The sequence below is a fragment of the Pseudomonas sp. 9Ag genome (genome assembly GCF_902506445.1).
GTDB classification, from domain to species: domain Bacteria; phylum Pseudomonadota; class Gammaproteobacteria; order Pseudomonadales; family Pseudomonadaceae; genus Stutzerimonas; species Stutzerimonas stutzeri_AB.
In genome coordinates this window covers 3,100,894-3,119,564 of sequence record NZ_LR733836.1, presented here as the reverse complement: position 1 = coordinate 3,119,564, position 18,671 = coordinate 3,100,894, and the positions used below count along the sequence as shown (strand labels likewise).

Below are 18,671 nucleotides of genomic sequence, written 5' to 3'. Positions count from 1 at the left end.
CGCTAAGCCTACTGGCGCAGCGCCGTGAAAACCGGCCAGTTATGCCGACTCGATCCCTATGTAGTCCACACGCTCAGTCGATGCCCGGCCCCGATGTCTTAAGTGGCTGGCCAGCGCCTTCGTCGTAAACCAGCTTGCCGTTATTGAGTCTTGCTGGCGATGTATAGGGGTGCACTGTCAGACGTTGCTCGTCCTGGATGTGCAGCACTTCAACTCCGCGTAGCTTCAAGACGTCGGACACCATTGACCGGTGGCATCGCCACCAGAGTAATTCGGCACACATCATCGCCGTAGGTTGCTCGGCAGCCAGCCGTAAAAGTTGCTCTAGCCCGCTCGCAAACTCGTCGCTGTGCAGGTGTTCGGCGTAGCCGCGAAAAGAGCTGTTGCGCCAAGCGCTCGCGCTAGGACCCGGTGAAGCTCGTCGGCGACCGCCCAGCGTTTCGATCCACTCATAGGCAATCCCATTCTCGGCGAGCGTGGCGTGCAGGTTTGCCGATATGAATTGCGGAAATCGCCTGGAACCGGGGAAACGTCGAACGTCGGCTATCGCCCGTATGCCGTAGTGCTCCAGCAAGGCGACAAGGGCCGCAGGTGTGCGTGTTGAGTGGCCAATGGTCCAGATTCGGTGCGGCTGAGGTGGACTCATTTCGCCCTGCTCAGCGCGCTGCCCTTGTGCATTGCCACGTGATCGGTCTTGTCGCTTGCGATCTCGTATTGGGGTTCATCTGGGCTGGCGTGTCGCTTGTGGCCTTTGTATTCGGTATCGCTGGTGTGCACTTTTACGATACGTCCCGTTACATGCCCCGCTTCCGAATTCCAGCGGACGTGGTCGCCCACTTCAAACTGTTCTCGACTCATAGAACGCTCCTGATGCTCAAAAAGGTGGCGAGCAACGTTTCTGTTGGGAAACGTTACTTCCTCTCTCTCTATGAGCGACCGGAAACAGGGCTTCCTTACGCCTACCGTTCGTCGGCTGGTCTGATAGCAGCTAACACTGATGCTGATAGATAAAATCCAAAAAAATGACGCTGGTAGGACCATAAACGAAACGTGCTAAAGCGGATTAAACCCTATTTGGATAGTGGCACTAGGCCACAAACTAATAGCGGATTAATGGCTGGTCAAAATTGTGACGTAGAGTTGGCGTTCTAAAGCCGCCAAATAAATTTTGAATCGTTTTGGAAACCTATTATAAAGACGCCACGCAACGGATTGCCGGGTTTCACTACTGGTGATCCGGCGTCGTTGCAACGCGGTTCGTCCGGTTGCGCGAGTGATGCATCTGCCCCAAGCGCCTGTACGACTTAATTACAACTCCCGCCACTTTTTTAAAGGCTTAGGCCTTTTGAAGTATTAAGTTCCGGAGAGACTGCATGTATACCAATGTATTTATGGGCGCCCCTAAGGCACTCGTTCGTTCCATCGCGCTCGCTGCAGTATTCAGTGCTGTTACTTTCACAGGCCAAGTGGCTGCTGCAACAACAGCCAGCACGGCTACCTCGGTGGCTTTCACGTCTTCAATCAACAAGTTCACCAGTACCGATTTCCTTAACGGCGTTTGGCGTCGTACGGCAGCCTTTTCCGTCCCGGCCACCTCGGCTTCTATCGCTGCCTTCAAGCCGGGCGTTCAGCTCAAGTTTGCTGACGGCCAGGTACGTAAGATTTCCAGGGTCTATAAGGTTGGAGCCAACCTCAGCATTTATGTAGATGGCGGTCTGTTGGATGGCAACAAAGTCGGCGCGCCACGCACTGTCAGCACTGTTGCTGCAGCCGCTGCGGCGCCGAGCGCTCCAGCCCCTTCAGCTCCGGTCACAACCGCTCCGGCAGCTCCGGCAGCCCCGGCGCCTAGTAACACCTACACCGCGTCGATGAACAGTTTCTCCAACTCCGATTGGGAGAATGGCATCTACCGCAAGGCGGCCGGCTTCTCGATCCCTGACACCGGTGCCAACAAGGCTGCGTTCAAAGTCGGCGCATCGGTTCAGTTGGCCGATGGCCAAGTCCGTAAAGTTGCGGCTGTCTATGATGTAGGCGCGCATCTTTCCGTCATGCTCAGTGGCTCGAAGCTTTCGGCGGCTAGCGTTGGCTATCCGAAAACCATTCGTGTTGTGTCCAGCAACACTGGTACAACAACGCCGCCAGCGGCCGTTACACCTGCGCCTACTCCAACACCGGCCCCGACGCCAGCTCCGGCTCCGGCTCCGGTAGTCAGTGATGGCAGCGGTATTAATCTTGTGGGTGTTAACTTCGGTTCGGGTGTGTTCGATCCGGGCACTGTTCCGGGCATCTACAACAAGGGCTACACCTACGCCGACGAGTCCTACTACAAGCGTCACGCAGGGCTCGGCTTCAAGTTGATCCGCCTAGGCTTCCTCTGGGAACGTATTCAGCCCAAGCTGGGCACCGAGCTGGATGCAGCTGAACTGGGTCGCATCAAGCAGTCGCTGGATTACGCGCAGAAGTACGGCATCAAGGTCGTCCTTGATATGCACAACTACTATCGCTACTACGGCAAGGTCATTAACTCGCCGGAAGTGCCGCGCGCTCAGTTCGCCGAGACCTGGCGCAAGATCGCGGTTGCGGTGTCCAAGCATCCTGCGCTGTATGGCTACGGTCTGATGAACGAGCCCTACAACACCGGTAACAACCTCTGGCCACAGACTGCACAGGCCGCAGGCCAGGCGATTCGCAAGATCGATCCGAGCAAGTGGATCATGATCGCCGGTGACCGTTACTCCAGCGCCTTCCACTGGCAGAAGTACAACACCTCGCTGATCAACGATCCGTGGATGCGTGATCCGAAGAACAACCTGGTCTATGAAGCGCATCAGTATCTGGACTTTGACTACTCGGGTACCTACACCAAGCGTGCTGAAACCTTCGCGCCGATGCTGGGTGTCGAGCGGGTCAAGCCTTGGGTCGAGTGGCTGAAGGCCAACAAGCTGCGCGGTTTCCTTGGTGAGCACGGCATTCCGGACTTCTCTCCATCTGCTGTGGTCGCGACTGACAACCTGCTGGCTTACCTGAACGCGAACTGCATCCCGAGCACCTACTGGGCAGCGGGTCCTCGCTGGGGTGAGAACATCATGGCGCTGGACGTAACGAGTGGTAAGCATCGTCCTCAGTTGGCTCCGCTGCAAAAGCACGCTGCTGCGAAGAGAACATGCTCCACCATCGGTCCGCTGTAATAGCGACTGATATAAAGAACGGGCCTTCGGGCCCGTTTTTTATTGTCTAGCGATTTGTTCTCAAGGGAATTGCGATGCAGCTCGTCGGCTGCGGTTTCGCTGTACCTAACGATAACGCGGAGTTTTCCAATCAAAGATACATACAGCGATCGCTGATACTGCCGCTTCGCTTGTTTTCTATCGCTTTGCTTTAACTCAGTGATGGTGCGGTATTGCGAGAAATGGTGGACAAAGTGCTATCACGTTGCCGTCAGTTAATCCAAGTTGCGTTGAGTTTTATTAGCTTGAGTAGGGCACTTGCCGCGGTCCTGAAAATATGGAACTCAAAAATGTACCCCCGGTCACCATATATGTGCGCACCGAAAACTACACAGTTCGCGGCCCACCGCATTTGCTGTGTTCCTACGGACCGTGGTCTTCCGGCCAAGCCATATAAAAGGTGAATCAAATGACTACACCCGACGACGAAATTACTGGTTACGGCGGCCAACCCAAGACCGGCCCCGATTCCACTACCGGCACCACCGGCTCTAGCTCCACCAGCTCGACAAGTTCGGGAATGGGGTCGAGTGGCAGTCATACATCCAATGCATCCCAAAACACCGGCTCCGGCACGGCCAGTCATGTCACTGACGACGCGAAGGCAACAGCACGTCAGGCAGCCGACCAGGTGAAGACGCAGGGGAAATCTCAGTTGGAAGGCTATCGGGAAACCGCAGCTGATGAAATTGAGAAAGTGGCCCAGAGCGCTAAAGCTGCTGCTCAAGAGCTTGAGGGTCAGGACCGTCTTGGACTGTCCAATTATGTCTCCGACATGGCGCAAAGCATGGTGCAGTTCTCTGACAGCCTGCGCGGAAAAAACGTCGATGAGCTCTTCCAGGATGTGAATCGCATGGCGCGAAACAATCCAGCGTTGTTCATTACCGGCAGTATCGCGCTTGGCTTCGGGCTGACTCGTTTCGCTCGAGCTTCCAGCAAGCGTGCTTCTCAGGGTGATCACAGCTATCAGGGAAGTTCCAGTTCCGTTACCGGTTCCAGCAGCCATCACAGCTTCGACCAACACGAGCTGAATGATCGCCTGAGTACAGGCGAGTCAGGCTCTGTTGGCAGCGTCAGCAATGCAGGTGTTTCGTCTGCAACCAGCACCTCCCGATCGCCAACCGGCAGCTCTACGGGGCTGGGAACTGGTTCGGCAACCGGCGTAGGCACAGGCCTGGGCGCTGGTTCCAGCGGGACGGGCACCGGTACGGGTGCCAATACCAGTAGTGGGTTGGGCGTAGGGTCAAATGCTGGTTCCAACAGTACAGGCTCCACGACCAGCCGCGACGGCAAGGGTACCGACGGAGGACTTTTCCCATGAGCGAACCACGTAAGACAACGACCACAACCACGACCTCCAATGCGACTTTGGAGCCTGGCCATCGCCCAGAAAACGACACCTCAGTAGGTGGGCTGCTTCGGCAGCTGACTCATGAAGTGCCGTCCTTGATTACCAAGGAACTGGCGCTTGCAAAGGCCGAAATGAGCGAGTCGATCCGAGCAACCAAGGCGGGTGCTGGCAGCGTCGCTACCGGCGGTGCAGTGCTCCTCGGCGGATTCATCGTTTTATTGATGTCGGCTGTCTTCGCACTGAGCAACGTGGTCGAGCCTTGGCTCGCTGCGCTCATCGTCGGCGCTGTTGTGGTGGTTATCGGGATGATCATGGTCTCGTCCGGGAAGAAGAAGTTTCAGGCTTCCTCGTTCAAGCCGGAGCGCACCATTCATTCGGTCAACAAGGATAAAGAAGCTGTGAAGGGGCACACATCATGAGCACACGTAATCAGATTGATGCCGAAGCGCAGAAGGATCCAGACGAGCTTGAGCGCGAGATTGATCAAACGCGCACCGAGATCGGCAACATTGTTCACGCGCTTGAAAACAAACTGTCTCCCGGCGAGTTGATTGACACCGCCCTGGGCTATGTCAAAGGCGGCGGTGGCGAGTTCTTCGGTAACTTGAGCAATACGGTAAAGGCCAATCCGGTTCCTACTGTCCTGACCTCGATCGGACTGATCTGGATGATGGCAGGGCAGAATCGCCAGCCTCATTCCAATGTGACCACGACGGCTTACAGCTCGGGGTCGGACGGTCCTTCCATGGGCGACAAGCTTCACGCCAAAACTGCTGGTATGAAGCAACAAGGCGCCAATATGAAGGAAAAGGCCAGCCAGATGAGTCATAGCGTATCCGAGTCGCTGGGCAGTGCCCGGACGCGTGCAAGTGACTCAGGGCGCCAGGCATCGGCTCGAATTCGTGGCGGCGCGGACCGTGCGCGCGGTGGATTCAACCAGCTGCTGCAGGAGCAACCCTTGGCCCTCGGTGCGATCGGTATCGCACTTGGTGCTCTGATTGCTGCTGCGGTGCCGCCGTCCCGTCGCGAAGACGAAATGCTCGGTGAGGCCAGCGACCGCATGACCGACCAGCTTCGTCATAAGGCGGAAGAGGGTTACCAGAAGGCCTCGGCCAAAGGCGAGGAAGTCGCGAATCGTGTAAAGCACGAGGTTAGCAATAGCGACAGTAATCGCTCGACCGGTTCGACCAGTTCAACCGGCTCGACTGGTACAACTGGTAGTACCTCTACAGGTATCTAACGCAGCGCCACGCTGAATCGAAGTCGTTCGATGACAGCGCTAGTTTCGCCGGTGCGGGCTTGAGTCCGCACCGGCGAAATTCGATAATGCGCCGCTCGGCGCCGGTGTAGCTCAGTAGGTAGAGCAGCGCATTCGTAATGCGAAGGTCGGGGGTTCGACTCCTCTCACCGGCACCAATGAAATCAAGGCTCACAGCGATGTGGGCCTTTTTCATTTTCCGAAGGGCGATCGCGCAGCGCGCTACGTTGGGTGGCTGTTTCAGAGGCTGAAAAAGCGGCTGTTCACCGAGCGCCTATTGGGAAAAGGATAAGACTTCTTGTCCGGAAGCCGGATAATAGCGATCAAATGTATCGCTCTGGTAATCCCGCATGGAAATCAAGGTTAATTTTCTCGACAACCTCAGGCTCGAAGCCAAGTTTGATGATTTCACGGTGGTCGCCGATCAACCGATTCGTTACAAGGGCGATGGTTCGGCACCGGGTCCGTTCGATTATTTTCTCGCTTCATCGGCGCTATGCGCAGCGTACTTCGTGAAGTTGTATTGCCAGACCCGCAGTATTCCGACCGAGAACATTCGATTGTCGCAGAACAATATTGTCGATCCGGATAATCGCTATAACCAGATATTCAAAATTCAGGTCGAGTTGCCTGCGGATATTTCCGATAAGGACCGCCAAGGAATCCTGCGTTCAATCGAGCGCTGTACCGTGAAGAAAGTGGTGCAGACGGGGCCGGAATTCGTCATCGAAGAAGTCGAGAGCCTTGACGCCGACGCTCAGGCGCTGCTGCTACCCGGCACGGGATCAGAAACGAGCACCTATATTGCCGGCAAAGACCTGCCGCTTGAGCAAACTATCGCCAATATGTCCGGGCTATTGGCTGATCTGGGCATGAAGATCGAAATCGCTTCGTGGCGCAATATCGTTCCGAATGTGTGGTCGCTGCATATTCGTGATGCCCATTCTCCGATGTGTTTTACCAACGGGAAGGGCGCCACGAAAGAAAGTGCGTTAGCGTCGGCGCTTGGCGAATTTATCGAACGACTTAATTGCAACTTCTTTTACAACGACCAGTTCTGGGGTGAGGACATCTCCAATGCAGAATTTGTCCATTACCCCAACGAACTTTGGTTCAAGCCTGGCCGTAAGGACGCATTGCCAAAAGAAATACTCGATGCGTACTGCCTGGACATCTATAACGCTGACGGCGATCTGCGCGGCTCGCACCTGTACGACACCAACTCTGGCAACGTGGAGCGAGGCATTTGCGCCTTGCCTTTCGTACGCCAATCGGACGGCGAAAAGGTTTATTTCCCATCCAATCTGATCGAGAACCTGTTTCTCAGCAATGGCATGAGTGCCGGCAACACGCTCGCTGAAGCCCAGGTGCAATGCCTGTCGGAAATCTTCGAGCGCGCCGTGAAGCGGGAGATTCTCGAAGGGGAAATGGCGCTGCCGGATGTTCCTCAAGACGTGCTCGCTAAATTCCCTGGCATCGTGGCCGGTATTCAGGGACTTGAAGAGCAAGGCTTCCCGGTGCTGGTAAAGGATGCCTCGCTGGGTGGGCAGTTTCCGGTGATGTGCGTGACCTTGATGAACCCGCGAACCGGCGGTGTATTCGCCTCCTTCGGTGCTCACCCCAGTTTCGAAGTCGCACTGGAGCGCAGCCTTACAGAGTTGTTGCAGGGGCGCAGTTTTGAAGGCTTGAACGACTTGCCTCAACCGACCTTCGAAAGCAACGCAGTGACCGAGCCGAACAACTTCGTCGAACATTTCATCGATTCGAGCGGTGTGGTGTCCTGGCGTTTCTTCAGTTCCAAGGCGGACTTCGATTTCGTTGAATGGGACTTCACGGCCGAGGGCGACGACGCCAACGCCAAGGAGGCCGCGACCTTGTTCGGCATCCTCGAGGAGATGGGGAAAGAAGTGTACATGGCGATCTACGAGGACCTCGGCGCAAAGGCCTGCCGCATCCTCGTCCCTGGCTATTCCGAGATCTACCCGGTGGAAGATCTGATCTGGGATAACACCAACAAAGCGCTACTGTTCCGGGCGGATATTCTGAATCTCCACAGCCTGGACGATGCCGGCCTGGAAGCACTTGTTGAGCGGCTGGAAGAAAGCGAGCTGGATGACTACACCGACATCACGACGCTGATCGGGATCGAGTTCGATGACAACACGGCCTGGGGGCAACTCACGATTCTCGAGCTGAAACTGTTGATCTGTCTTGCGCTGCAGCGATTCGAAGACGCCAAAGAGCTGGTGGAAGCCTTCCTTCAGTTCAACGACAACACCGTTGAGCGTGGCTTGTTTTACCAGGCGGTGAACGCCGTATTGGAAGTGGAGCTGGACGAGGATCTGCAGCTGGACGATTTCGAGATGAACTTCCGCAGAATGTTTGGCGATATTCGGATGGACGCGGTGATCGGCTCGCTCGACGGCAGCGTGCGCTTTTTTGGCTTGACGCCTACCAGCATCAAGCTTGAAGGGCTCGATCGCCACCTGCGGCTGATCGACAGCTACAAGAAGCTTCACGCGGCTCGAGGCGGGGCGCTGACCACGGCCCGCTAGTTGCGCTGTTGATCAAGCGGATGGCCACAAAAAAGCCCGCACTGCTGCGGGCTTTGTTGTTCAGATAACGCAGCTGATCGATCAGCTCGCAGCTACCGCTTCGGGCTTGCGCTGCTGGTTACTGCTCGTCTCACCCCGGGCGGGCGCTGCGTCATAGAGATTGACCATATGATCGAGGTTAGCCCGCACGCGGCCTTTCATGGCTTCAACGACCGCGCGTAGTTCGGCCCGTTGGTTATCGCCGAAGACGTTGATCAGGTTGGTGCCGATCTGGCTGATCTGCGGGACTTCTGCAAAGCCACACGACTGCTTCGGCACCCAGGTTTCCAGAAAGCTCGACAGCTTGATCACGCGCTGCGGCAGCAATGCGATTTGCGGAACAGCGTAGGCAAGCGCGGTGATCGCGCCGTGCAGGCTGGTGCCGCAATAGAGCTTGCTGGTGGCAATGCAGTGGATGATGTCATTGATGTTCCCACTATCGACACGGTACGCGCGCTCGTCGCCGAGCAGGCTGTGCAGCTTGTCGAGAGGATCGTCATCCGAGTGGCCTGGCGCTTTGCCGATGGTCAGCAATGCGATCTTGAGCCCGGTATTGACGTTGAGTTCGGTCAGTTGCTGAGCGATCGCCTCGATGCGCCGCTTGGCGTGATGATCGGAAATATGGAAGACGATATGGCCGGGCTCGCCCGAATCGACCTGCTGCGGGTAAATGTCGGATATGAGGATGGCGCTGTCCGGTACCAGGTTGTGCTCGACTCCGAGCTTGTCCAGCTCGGCCGATGTTTCCCGGTCACGCACGGACACGTAGGTGCAGTCCTTGAGGTTGCGCTTGATGGCGTCATGGATCAGCGGCTTCTTCCGGCTGATCTCGTTGCCACCCACGCTGTTGTACATCACCTTGTAGCCGGGCAGGTCGCGCTCACCCAGGACCAGTGGGATGTCAGAAGGAATCGAGGTGAACAGACGGCTCAGGCGAATGAACGCCTTGTGGCCCATCAGATAGGGGCTGGCCTTGATCGGGTAGTAGATCGCCTGCGGCGCGAGGTAGCCGATGATGCTTTCCCATTGCGCTGTGAGGCACTCGCCGCCCGCCACGATGAGCATCGTTTTCGGCTGCTGTCGGGTGGCCTCAAGCGCTTTTTTCAGCGGAACGGTGGGTAACGCCCCGTAGCTCGAGAGATTGGATTTCTTGGTCGCGGCAACTATTACCGAAAAGCGACCATCCGCTTCCAGGTAACGCTTGAGGACGATTGCGAAGAGCAGATCGCCATAGTTGTGCCGGTCATAGGCTCCGTAAGCGATTACGTTTATCCGGTCGGTCATGGCGTCGGACTCCTTTCGATATTCTTGAACTGCACGTAGAGCAGGGTGTTTTTGATCGCCAGCGCCACGGCGGTTGCGAAGCAGGCGCCGTTGACGCCGTAGCGCGGGATGAGGATCAGATTGAGGGCTACGTTGATCACGCAGGCCGCGATGTTGTTGTGAAGGTATCGGCGGTGATTGCCCGTCATGGTCATGAAGATGCCCAGAGGGCCTGCGGCCAGGACAAAGAAGTAGCCGACTGCAAGGACCAGCAATGGATAGACGCCTTGCTCGCGGTATTCGGGACCGAACACGGCAAGGATGTATTCGCGTAGCAGGCCGATGGCGAGCAGGATCATCAGTGCCAGCGCCAGCATGAAACGCGAATATTTGCGAACAATGGCGAATGCACCGGCGCGGTCGTCTTGTGCCCAGCGCTTGGAGATGTCCGGGGCGATGGTGCCGTTGATGATGAACAGCAGTGTGGTCGAGAGCGCTGCAATCTTGGCGGCGATGTAATAGATGCTGACTTCGCTGGCCGAGCGCAGCACGCCGAGCAACAACGTGTCGGACAGCTCGATGATGCTGTTCATGACGGCGATCAGCATCAGCGGTATGCAGAGAATGAGCATGGCTCGCCAGCCCAGCGCAGCCTCTGATCCTGACGGGGGCAGGCTGGTGCGGGCGCGCCAGATCGACCCGAGAATGGCCAGCGTGAAACTGAACGCGAAGCAGCCCACTACCGTCGTTAGGTCATTGCCGGTGATTGCCACCAGTAGAAGCGTCAGTGCAGGCTGAAACGCCGTCTGCCAGAACAGGCCTTCGCTGGTTTTGTGCTTGGCCTTCAAGGTTTCGCTGGCGATGCTCAGCAGTGACAGGCCAAGCGCAGTGACTGCGAACAGAACTGCCGCATGAACGAAATAGGCTTGTGTGGTCTCGGAGAAATACACCACTGCCAGACCTATCAGAAACGCCGGAATGTTCATCAGCGCTGCGAGTATCAGTGCACGGTCGAAATAGCTGCGCTGCTGCCCTTCGTGTAAGGATGAAATGTTCTTCAGGCAAGCGATGTCGAGGCCCAGTCGTGCGAGCAGCGACAGAAAGATGCCCAGCGCCACGCAAAAAAACACGGTACCGGCAAGCTCTGGCACGAGAAACCGCGCCAACAGAATATTCAGGCCGAGCGTAGCGCCGGCGCCGCTGCCTTTGGTCACTATGAGTCGAGCGTATTTGACGAGGTCGGCTTTCATTCCAGGCTGGGCTGCGTCCGTGGCATAGGCCGATTTCATTCAGTGCTCCTGCGGCCGCTGATCGCGACAAAAGCCATGGCTGGCGTCCGGGTTGCTGCTCCTGCCAAGCCAAACGCGCGGATTAAGCGATTTGTACCTGGCAGCTGTGCGTGCGCTTTCGGTCAGCGCTGGACCAAATTGGCGACTTCATCAAGAGCGTTGCGAGCGAAGAAAGTTCCTGCGCCACGCCTCAGTCGTGCTTAAGCCGGTGGGGCGCGTGCGATGCGAGCGGGCACTACATTGCGTCGCCCGTCACGTGGGCCGAACTCTTGCAGGCGGGGGTCGTCCCACGATTAACGGCTTCGGCTTTAATCACAGTGAACGGGGGAATGGCGATGCTGGATTTGCGTGGTATAGGCGGCTTCGAGCTGCTGAAACGCACCTTCAAGGAGTTCAGCAACGACGACATGACTACCTATGCGTCGGCCTTGGCGTACCGTGCCATTTTCTCGTTGTTTCCGTTTCTGCTGTTTCTGATCGCCCTGCTGGGTCTGCTAGATCTGCAAGAGTTTTTCACTTGGCTTCGTCAGCAGGCTTCGCTGGTGTTACCGCCCGACGCCCTTAGTCTCGTCAACCCTGTCATTGACGAGATGCAGGAGGAAAAAGGTGGCTTCCTTTCCTTCGGTATTCTCGTGGCATTGTGGTCGGCCTCAATCGGGGTTCGCTCGTTGATGAACGCGATGAACAAGGCCTATGACGTCGAGGAAGGGCGGCCAACCTGGAAGCTGATCCTCCTCTCGGTCGTGTACACCATCGGCCTGGCGCTGATTCTGCTGGCTACCGCGGCATTGATGATTGTCGGCCCACAAGTCATCGAGTGGTTGGCCGATCAGGTTGGCCTGAAGGACATCGTGGTCACCCTCTGGACCTGGCTGCGCTGGCCCGTTGTGGTGGTGCTGATGATGCTGGTGCTGGCGGTGATTTATTACGTCACGCCCGATGTCGAACAGGAGTTCCGCTTCATCACTCCAGGCTCGGTACTAGCTGTGATTGTCTGGATTGCCGCCTCCATCGCCTTTGGCTTGTATGTACAGAACTTCGGTAACTACGACGCGACCTACGGCAGTATCGGGGCGGTCATCGTGTTATTGCTGTACTTCTACATATCGGCAGCGGTGCTGCTCTTCGGTGCCGAGATGAATGCCGTAATCGAACATGCCTCCGCAGAGGGTAAATCTGAGGGCGACAAGCGTGTCGACGGCTAGCGGCGGATAACGCCGGTGCGCCGGCGAACAACTGTCAGGGGCGGTGGTCCATTGATTTCATTGCAGAATCTTTCGAGCGGTGGTCTCGCTGTACACCGCCAAAGAGCGGCAGATTACGGCTGACGGGCCCGGCTCCGAAGGTTTTGCATCGAGACCTAATGGAGATGCTCCACCTTGCACATTGCCGACATGACCATGTTCTACGCCCCCGCCAGTGGCGGTGTGCGTACTTATCTCGAGGCCAAGCACCGCCGGCTGCAGCAGTATGCGGGCGTCCGCCACAGCATCCTCGTGCCGGGTGAGCGCTATAGCCACAATGCCGGCATCTATCAGATACCTGCGCCTGCACTGCCTTTTGGCAGGGGCTATCGGTTTCCTGTACGGCGCGCTCCCTGGCGGAATCAATTGCGCTCCCTTCGTCCCGACGTGATCGAAGTAGGGGACCCCTATATGACTGCCTGGGCGGCTCTGGACGCCGGGCGACGCCTGGACGTGCCGGTGATCGGCTTCTACCACTCGGATCTTCCTTTGTTAGTGAGTAACCGCATCGGCGGGTGGCTGGGCACTAACATGAATGGCTATGTGTCGCGGCTGTACAGCAGCTTCGACCGGGTGCTGGCGCCAAGCCAGGTAATGGCGCAAAAGCTGACGTCGCTCGGGGTCGAGAACGTCTATGTGCAGCCGTTGGGCGTGGATCTGGACACCTTTCGGCCAAGCCTGCGCGATCCGCAAGTGCGCCGCGAACTGGGCCTTGCTGACGATACTCGGTTGATGATCTTTGCTGGGCGCGGGTCTCGCGAAAAGAACCTCGATGTTCTGCTGGAGACCGCACGCCGGCTGGGTGACCCCTACCACCTGCTGCTGGTCGGTTCCGGCATGCCCCATCGCGTGCCGCCCAACGTGTCGGTGATCGATCGTTTTTGCCCGGCGGCGGACGTAGCGCGCTACATGGCCAGCAGTGACGTGCTGCTGCACGCCGGAAATCAGGAGACTTTCGGTCTGGTGGCGCTCGAAGCCATGGCCAGTGGGATACCCGTGATTGCGGCACGCGCCGGCGCCCTGCCAGAACTGGTGCCCTTCCATACCGGTCGGCTATGTCGCCCTTTGGACGCTCCAGCGATGGCGCAGACCGTCCGGGAGTTATTCGAGGACGACCCACGTCTGCTGGGGATGCAGGCCCGTCAGCATGTCGAGGCGCATCACGCATGGGATGCGGTGGTAGCCGGATTGTTGGCGCATTATCACGCCGTGTTGGGCACCGCTGAATTGCCGGTTGCCGTGCATGGCTGAGCGCAGCCTGATGCTGGTGCTGCATGACGTGGCGCCCGAGACCTGGCCCGATTACCGTCCCTTCGTCGAAGCGGTCGACGCGCTGGGTCAGATACCGATCTGCTGGCTTGTGGTGCCGGATTTTCACCGTCGCAACCGGCTCGACGATCATGTTGATTTTCGACGCCTGCTGGACGGGCGGCTTGCACGTGGCGATGAGCTCATCCTGCATGGTTTCTACCACGCAGATGAAGCCCCCTCGCCACGCACGCCACGAGACTGGTTTATGCGCCGCGTCTTTACCCATGAAGGCGAGTTCTACCCGCTCAGTTGCGAGGAGTCCGCCAGGCGCTTGCAGCGCGGTATTGAGCTGTTTCAGCGCCACCAGTGGCCCCTTCATGGTTTCGTGGCCCCTGCCTGGCTGTTGGGGCCGGGTGCTCGGCAAGCCTTGGCGGCAACCGGTCTGACCTATACCAGCGACCCAGGCCACTTCTACTTGTTGCCCGACTATCAAACCGTTGACGCGCCGGGGCTGGTCTGGAGTGCTCGAAGCGCTTGGCGCCGCGGCATGTCGCGGCTGATCAGCGAGCAGATGTTCAAGCGGCACCAGCAATCGCCGGTGTTGCGGCTCGGGTTGCATCCGGTGGACATGCGGCATGGGTTCTCGCGGCAATACTGGCTGGACCTGCTGACTCGGCTTTTGGCGGACGGGCGCAAGCCGGTGACAAAGATTGACTGGCTTGATCGACACATACTGGCCTCGAGCGCCGCGGCATGAATCGTCGCTGGTGGTTGCTCGCTGGCGCTTTAGTAGTGGCGGCACTGGTGCCGATTCTGCTCGGCGGCAGCGGTTTGTTCGAGCGGTTGCGCAGCTTTCCACCGGGGTTGCTGTTGCTGATGCTGGGCATGATCGTTGTTGGCTGGTACTTGAACGCGCTACGGCTGCGGCTGCTTGTCGGCCGTCGACGCCTGGGCCAGCACCGAGCGGTGGGCATCGTGATCGCCACGGAATTTGCCATCTGTGCCACGCCCGGCGGCGCGGGTGGCCCGTTGACCATGATGGCGTTGCTGCTGCGCCATGGCGTGCCGCCCGCCAAGGGCACCGCGACCTATGCCGTCGAGCAGCTCACCGATCTGCTGTTTTTTGCCTGTGCGCTGGTGGGTGTGCTCATCTATGCGGTCACCCAATCGCTGAATACCTATATCGCCAGTTTATTGGGCGTCAGTGCGGCATTGCTGATCGGCCTGATGGTGCTGCTGGCGTTGCTCGGGCGCTTTCACCGGCAGGTATTTATACTCAATGGCTGGTTGATCAGCCGGCTCGGTGTGAAGGGCGCTCGACAGCGCAGCTGGGCCAAGAAGGCACTGAGTTTTCGCAATGCCGTGCTTGAGTGTTTCAGATTGCCGCTTTCGATCCTGCTAAGCGTATTCGTTCTGACGACGTTGCATTGGTTGCTGCGCTATAGCGTGCTCTATCTCACCTTGCTGGGCCTGGACAAATCCCTGGCCTGGGCCTGGACGTTTATCGTGCAGATGTTGGCCTTGACGGCTGGGCAGCTGAGCCTGCTACCGGGCGGTGCGGGCAGCGCCGAACTTGCTTCCGCAGCCTTGCTTGCGCCGTTCGTGGGGAAGTCGACGGCCGCGGCGGCGATCCTGATCTGGCGATTTGTGACCTACTACTTCTATCTGATCGCTGGCGCGCCGCTGTTTCTACATCTTGCGGGCCGGCCGTTAATGGATCGCCTGGCCAAAGCACGCAATGATTGATGACCCTGCCGAACCGTTCCTCGGGAAAACGAAACTATTGTCGGAGCGGCTCTGTCAACTGAACGTACCCAAGCAGAGAGGAACGCGCCATGAGCAGTACCGGAGATAAAATGAAAGGCAACCTCAACGAAGCCGCGGGCAAGGCCAAGCAGGGTCTGGGCGAGGCGACTGATAACGAGCGCATGAAAGGCGAAGGCCAGCGTCAGGAAGTCAAAGGCGACGCTCAGCAAGTCAAGGGCGAAGCCAAAGACACAGTGAAGAAGGGCGTTGATCGCGCCTGACCGCTGAGCCAAGAAAAAAGCCCGCATCGCGGGCTTTTTTCGTTTCTGGCGCTTAGCGCTCCAGATACTGCAGTTTGTCCTTCACGCCGTCCCACTCTTCGGCATCGGGCAGCGAGTCCTTCTTCTCGGTAATGTTCGGCCAAACTTCCGCCAGATCGGCGTTCAGCTGGGTGTATTCCTGCTGATCATCCGGCACTTCATCCTCGGAGAAAATCGCCTGGGCAGGGCACTCCGGCTCACAAAGCGCGCAATCGATGCACTCGTCGGGATGAATGACCAGGAAGTTCGGGCCTTCGTAGAAGCAGTCCACCGGACAGACTTCCACACAGTCGGTGTATTTGCACTTGATGCAGTTGTCGGTGACGACGAAGGTCATTTCTAGCTATCTCCTCGGGCGTGTCAGGTGGCGTTGCAATGACGCCCCCGTTCGGCAGGACTATGGCGACACCAGGCAAATGCCGCCTATATCCAAAAATGCGCGCGATTCTATCAGCTTTTAGCAGCCGTCAAACACGCGCTTTCAGGTTGTATAGCAGGTCCAGCGCCTGGCGCGGGCTCATATCATCGGGATTGATCCGCACCAATTCTTCGACCACCGGATGGGGCAGGCTGGCGAAGAGGTCATTCTGCATGGGTGGGGCAGGCTGGCCGGGCGCCATTTTCGGCGTTTCGTGAGGCAGACTGGTAGTTTCCAGCCGCGACAGATGGTCACGTGCGCGTTGGATCACCTCACCTGGCACGCCAGCCAGTTGTGCCACGGCCAAGCCATAGCTCTGGCTTGCCGGACCTGGCAGGACGTGGTGAAGGAAGACGATGCGATCATTGTGCTCGGTGGCCGACAGGTGCACGTTGGCCACCGCTGGCTGGCTTTCCGGAAGCACGGTGAGCTCGAAGTAATGCGTCGCGAACAAGGTGTAGGCGCGCAGCTTGGCAAGGTGCTCGGCAGCCGCCCAGGCCAGCGACAAGCCATCGAATGTGCTGGTGCCTCGACCGACTTCGTCCATCAGCACCAGACTGCGGTCGCTGGCATTGTGCAGAATATTAGCGGTCTCGCTCATTTCCACCATGAAGGTCGAGCGGCCGCCGGCCAGGTCGTCCGAAGAGCCGATGCGGGTGAAGATGCGGTCGACCAGGGACAGCTCGCAGGCCTTCGCCGGAACGAAACTGCCGATCTGCGCCAGCAGGACGATCAGCGCGGTCTGACGCATGTAGGTCGACTTACCGCCCATGTTAGGACCGGTGATGACCAGCATGCGGGTGTCGTCATCAAGGTTGAGATCGTTGGCGACGAACGGCGTCTGCAGGACCTGCTCGACGACCGGATGACGGCCTTGCTCGATCTGCAGGCAGGGGTGCTCGACGAAACGTGGGCGGTTGAGATCAAGCGTCAGTGCCCGTTCGGCCAGGTTGCTCAGCACGTCGAGTTCGGCCAGCGCTGCAGCACTGTCCTGCAGTGGCGCGAGATGACCAATGAGGCGTTCCAGCAATTCGTCGTAGAGCTGCTTTTCCCGAGCCAATGCGCGGCTCTTGGCAGACAGCGCCTTGTCTTCGAATTCTTTCAGTTCGGGCGTGATAAAGCGTTCGGCCCCCTTGAGTGTCTGCCGGCGAATGTAATCGGCTGGGGCCGATTCGGCCTGTTTGCTTGGCAGCTCAATGAAATACCCGTGCACGCGGTTATAGCCAACTTTCAGATTAGCCAACCCGGTACGGGCCTTCTCGCGGGTTTCCAGGTCCATCAGGTATTGGCCGGCGTTCTCCGACAGCGATTGCAACTCGTCCAGCTCGGCGTCATAGCCTGTTTTCAGGACGCCACCCTCACGGATCACGGCCGGTGGATTATCGATGACGGCTTTAGCCAGCAAGGCAGCCAGCTCGGGATAAGTCCGAATGGTGGCTGCCAGCTCGATCAGATGCGGCGCCACCAGCTCCTGCATGCCTTCCTGCAACTGGGGCAGTGCCGCGAGCGCGTCGCGCAGGCGCGCCAGATCGCGGGGACGCGCGTTGCGCAGGCCGATCCGCGCGAGGATGCGCTCGAGGTCGCCGATCTCCTTCAGCTGCGGCTGGATCTGTTCAAACCGATAGTGCTCGAGCAGGCAGGTGATCGAGTCCTGGCGGGCCTCGAGCACGCGTCGATCACGCAGCGGACGATTCAGCCAGCGGCTGAGCAGGCGGCTGCCCATGGCGGTCTGGCAGCGGTCGACCACTGATTGCAGGGTGTTTTCCCGTCCCCCGCCGAGATTGATGTCCAGTTCCAGATTGCGCCGGGTCGCCCCGTCGAGAATCACTGTCTCGTCGAGGCGTTCGTGACGAAGGCTGCGCAAATGATGCAGAGCGGTACGCTGAGTTTCCTTGGCGTAGGTCAGGAGGCAACCCGCGGCGCCGATGGCCAGCGTCAGCTGCTCGCAGCCGAAGCCTTTCAGGTCCTGAGTGCCGAACTGCTGGCAGAGGCCCTTGAAGCCGCTGTCACGGTCGAAATCCCAAGGCGCGCGACGGCGCACACCGCGGCGTTTCTCCACCGGCAGATTTGCCGGCCAATCGTCCGGGATCATCAGCTCGGCCGGGTTGAGACGTTCGACTTCAGCCAGGAGCGTTTCCCAGCCGCCGAACTCCTGCACGCTGAACCGGCCGCTGGTGATGTCCAGGACCGACAGGCCGAACAGCTTTTCATCGCCGACCACCGCCGCAAGCAGGTTGTCGCGGTGCTCGTCGAGTAACGCTTCATCACTCACCGTGCCGGGGGTGATGATCCGCACCACCTGTCGTTCCACCGGGCCCTTGCTGGTGGCCGGATCGCCAATCTGCTCGCAGATCACCACGGACTCGCCAAGCTTCACCAAACGGCTGAGATAGCCCTCGGCCGAGTGAAACGGAATGCCAGCCATAGGGATCGCATTGCCACCGGACTGGCCACGCGCGGTCAGGGTAATGTCCAGCAGCTTGGCCGCTTTCTTGGCGTCGTCGTAGAACAGCTCGTAAAAGTCGCCCATGCGGTAGAACATCAGCTGATCAGGGTGCTCGCGTTTGAGCTTCCAGTACTGCTGCATCATGGGCGTGTGATGGGACAGGTCTTGTGACATATAGCTCGACTTGGGGCGATGTGCAGGTAACAGCGCGGGCGCGGCTCGATCCCGTTCAGGTATCGGCCACCGTTGGTGGCACTGTGTGCA

At 58.4% G+C, this 18,671-nt stretch carries 16 protein-coding genes and 1 tRNA gene; 11 read left to right on the top strand and 6 right to left on the bottom strand.

The annotated features are described in order from the left end of the window. Window positions 1–73: 73 nt before the first annotated feature. Window positions 74–646 carry a DUF488 family protein gene (locus ALTERO38_RS14085; RefSeq protein ID WP_159968754.1) on the bottom strand — a complete coding sequence of 191 codons (573 nt, stop codon included), beginning with the start codon at window positions 644–646 and terminating at the stop codon, window positions 74–76. Then, complete coding sequence (locus ALTERO38_RS14080) at window positions 643–858, bottom strand: DUF2945 domain-containing protein (protein WP_159968753.1); 216 nt, start codon at window positions 856–858, stop codon at window positions 643–645. Before ALTERO38_RS14080 ends, ALTERO38_RS14085 begins: the two co-directional genes overlap by 4 nt. 515 nt (window positions 859–1,373) lie before the next feature. Here ALTERO38_RS14080 and ALTERO38_RS14075 point away from each other — a divergent pair. From ALTERO38_RS14075 to ALTERO38_RS14050, 6 genes are all read left to right on the top strand, one after another. Then, window positions 1,374–3,188 carry a glycoside hydrolase family 5 protein gene (locus ALTERO38_RS14075; RefSeq protein ID WP_159968752.1) on the top strand — a complete coding sequence of 605 codons (1,815 nt, stop codon included), beginning with the start codon at window positions 1,374–1,376 and terminating at the stop codon, window positions 3,186–3,188. A gap of 448 nt (window positions 3,189–3,636) precedes the next feature. After that, window positions 3,637–4,548 carry a hypothetical protein gene (locus tag ALTERO38_RS14070; RefSeq protein ID WP_178114595.1) on the top strand — a complete coding sequence of 304 codons (912 nt, stop codon included), beginning with the start codon at window positions 3,637–3,639 and terminating at the stop codon, window positions 4,546–4,548. Continuing rightward, a complete protein-coding gene (locus ALTERO38_RS14065; protein WP_102835865.1) occupies window positions 4,545–4,997 on the top strand; it encodes a phage holin family protein in 453 nt (150 codons plus the stop codon). Before ALTERO38_RS14070 ends, ALTERO38_RS14065 begins: the two co-directional genes overlap by 4 nt. Continuing rightward, window positions 4,994–5,818: a DUF3618 domain-containing protein gene (locus ALTERO38_RS14060; protein WP_102835866.1), complete on the top strand. Its 825-nt coding sequence runs from the start codon at window positions 4,994–4,996 to the stop codon at window positions 5,816–5,818. Before ALTERO38_RS14065 ends, ALTERO38_RS14060 begins: the two co-directional genes overlap by 4 nt. Before the next feature lie 100 nt (window positions 5,819–5,918). After that, window positions 5,919–5,994: transfer RNA gene (locus tag ALTERO38_RS14055), tRNA-Thr, on the top strand. A 192-nt stretch (window positions 5,995–6,186) separates the two neighbouring features. After that, entirely contained in the window at window positions 6,187–8,391 is a 2,205-nt protein-coding gene (locus ALTERO38_RS14050; RefSeq protein WP_159968751.1) for an OsmC domain/YcaO domain-containing protein, read from the top strand. An 81-nt stretch (window positions 8,392–8,472) separates the two neighbouring features. Here the strand turns inward: ALTERO38_RS14050 and ALTERO38_RS14045 are convergent, their stop codons facing one another. Together ALTERO38_RS14045 and ALTERO38_RS14040 are read right to left on the bottom strand one after the other, a co-directional pair. Beyond that, window positions 8,473–9,714, bottom strand: a complete 1,242-nt coding sequence (locus ALTERO38_RS14045; RefSeq protein WP_159968750.1) for a polysaccharide pyruvyl transferase family protein — start codon at window positions 9,712–9,714, stop codon at window positions 8,473–8,475. After that, window positions 9,711–10,982, bottom strand: coding sequence for a polysaccharide biosynthesis C-terminal domain-containing protein (locus tag ALTERO38_RS14040; RefSeq protein ID WP_159968749.1), 1,272 nt, complete (start codon window positions 10,980–10,982; stop codon window positions 9,711–9,713). Before ALTERO38_RS14040 ends, ALTERO38_RS14045 begins: the two co-directional genes overlap by 4 nt. A 329-nt stretch (window positions 10,983–11,311) precedes the next feature. Here ALTERO38_RS14040 and ALTERO38_RS14035 point away from each other — a divergent pair, with 329 nt between their 5' ends. From ALTERO38_RS14035 to ALTERO38_RS14015, 5 genes are all read left to right on the top strand, one after another. Further along, the gene (locus tag ALTERO38_RS14035) at window positions 11,312–12,187 is read left to right on the top strand and encodes a YihY/virulence factor BrkB family protein (RefSeq protein ID WP_159968748.1); all 876 of its coding nucleotides are present in this window, start codon (window positions 11,312–11,314) and stop codon (window positions 12,185–12,187) included. 174 nt (window positions 12,188–12,361) lie between these two features. Beyond that, window positions 12,362–13,477 carry a glycosyltransferase family 1 protein gene (locus tag ALTERO38_RS14030; RefSeq protein WP_159968747.1) on the top strand — a complete coding sequence of 372 codons (1,116 nt, stop codon included), beginning with the start codon at window positions 12,362–12,364 and terminating at the stop codon, window positions 13,475–13,477. Next, on the top strand, window positions 13,470–14,234 hold the full coding sequence (locus ALTERO38_RS14025) for a DUF2334 domain-containing protein (protein ID WP_159968746.1): 765 nt from the start codon (window positions 13,470–13,472) through the stop codon (window positions 14,232–14,234). The genes ALTERO38_RS14030 and ALTERO38_RS14025 overlap by 8 nt, the downstream gene beginning before the upstream one ends. Next, window positions 14,231–15,223 carry a lysylphosphatidylglycerol synthase transmembrane domain-containing protein gene (locus ALTERO38_RS14020; protein ID WP_159968745.1) on the top strand — a complete coding sequence of 331 codons (993 nt, stop codon included), beginning with the start codon at window positions 14,231–14,233 and terminating at the stop codon, window positions 15,221–15,223. Before ALTERO38_RS14025 ends, ALTERO38_RS14020 begins: the two co-directional genes overlap by 4 nt. 89 nt (window positions 15,224–15,312) lie before the next feature. Then, entirely contained in the window at window positions 15,313–15,504 is a 192-nt protein-coding gene (locus ALTERO38_RS14015) for a CsbD family protein (RefSeq protein WP_045429079.1), read from the top strand. A 52-nt stretch (window positions 15,505–15,556) separates the two neighbouring features. On the opposite strand, the gene fdxA is transcribed toward ALTERO38_RS14015, so the two are convergent. Further along, the gene (gene fdxA / locus ALTERO38_RS14010) at window positions 15,557–15,880 is read right to left on the bottom strand and encodes a ferredoxin FdxA (protein ID WP_102834926.1); all 324 of its coding nucleotides are present in this window, start codon (window positions 15,878–15,880) and stop codon (window positions 15,557–15,559) included. A 130-nt stretch (window positions 15,881–16,010) separates the two neighbouring features. Beyond that, on the bottom strand, window positions 16,011–18,581 hold the full coding sequence (gene mutS, locus ALTERO38_RS14005; protein ID WP_159968744.1) for a DNA mismatch repair protein MutS: 2,571 nt from the start codon (window positions 18,579–18,581) through the stop codon (window positions 16,011–16,013). Window positions 18,582–18,671: the final 90 nt, after the last annotated feature.

What these genes read in the sequence shown, in the direction of transcription:
- ALTERO38_RS14085 (WP_159968754.1), bottom strand. Translation starts at nt 646, where the DNA reads ATGAGTCCACCTCAGCCGCACCGAATCTGGACCATTGGCCACTCAACA.
- ALTERO38_RS14080 (WP_159968753.1), bottom strand. Translation starts at nt 858, where the DNA reads ATGAGTCGAGAACAGTTTGAAGTGGGCGACCACGTCCGCTGGAATTCG.
- ALTERO38_RS14075 (WP_159968752.1), top strand. Translation starts at nt 1,374, where the DNA reads ATGTATACCAATGTATTTATGGGCGCCCCTAAGGCACTCGTTCGTTCC.
- ALTERO38_RS14070 (WP_178114595.1), top strand. Translation starts at nt 3,637, where the DNA reads ATGACTACACCCGACGACGAAATTACTGGTTACGGCGGCCAACCCAAG.
- ALTERO38_RS14065 (WP_102835865.1), top strand. Translation starts at nt 4,545, where the DNA reads ATGAGCGAACCACGTAAGACAACGACCACAACCACGACCTCCAATGCG.
- ALTERO38_RS14060 (WP_102835866.1), top strand. Translation starts at nt 4,994, where the DNA reads ATGAGCACACGTAATCAGATTGATGCCGAAGCGCAGAAGGATCCAGAC.
- ALTERO38_RS14050 (WP_159968751.1), top strand. Translation starts at nt 6,187, where the DNA reads ATGGAAATCAAGGTTAATTTTCTCGACAACCTCAGGCTCGAAGCCAAG.
- ALTERO38_RS14045 (WP_159968750.1), bottom strand. Translation starts at nt 9,714, where the DNA reads ATGACCGACCGGATAAACGTAATCGCTTACGGAGCCTATGACCGGCAC.
- ALTERO38_RS14040 (WP_159968749.1), bottom strand. Translation starts at nt 10,982, where the DNA reads ATGAAATCGGCCTATGCCACGGACGCAGCCCAGCCTGGAATGAAAGCC.
- ALTERO38_RS14035 (WP_159968748.1), top strand. Translation starts at nt 11,312, where the DNA reads ATGGCGATGCTGGATTTGCGTGGTATAGGCGGCTTCGAGCTGCTGAAA.
- ALTERO38_RS14025 (WP_159968746.1), top strand. Translation starts at nt 13,470, where the DNA reads ATGGCTGAGCGCAGCCTGATGCTGGTGCTGCATGACGTGGCGCCCGAG.
- ALTERO38_RS14020 (WP_159968745.1), top strand. Translation starts at nt 14,231, where the DNA reads ATGAATCGTCGCTGGTGGTTGCTCGCTGGCGCTTTAGTAGTGGCGGCA.
- ALTERO38_RS14015 (WP_045429079.1), top strand. Translation starts at nt 15,313, where the DNA reads ATGAGCAGTACCGGAGATAAAATGAAAGGCAACCTCAACGAAGCCGCG.
- fdxA (WP_102834926.1), bottom strand. Translation starts at nt 15,880, where the DNA reads ATGACCTTCGTCGTCACCGACAACTGCATCAAGTGCAAATACACCGAC.
- mutS (WP_159968744.1), bottom strand. Translation starts at nt 18,581, where the DNA reads ATGTCACAAGACCTGTCCCATCACACGCCCATGATGCAGCAGTACTGG.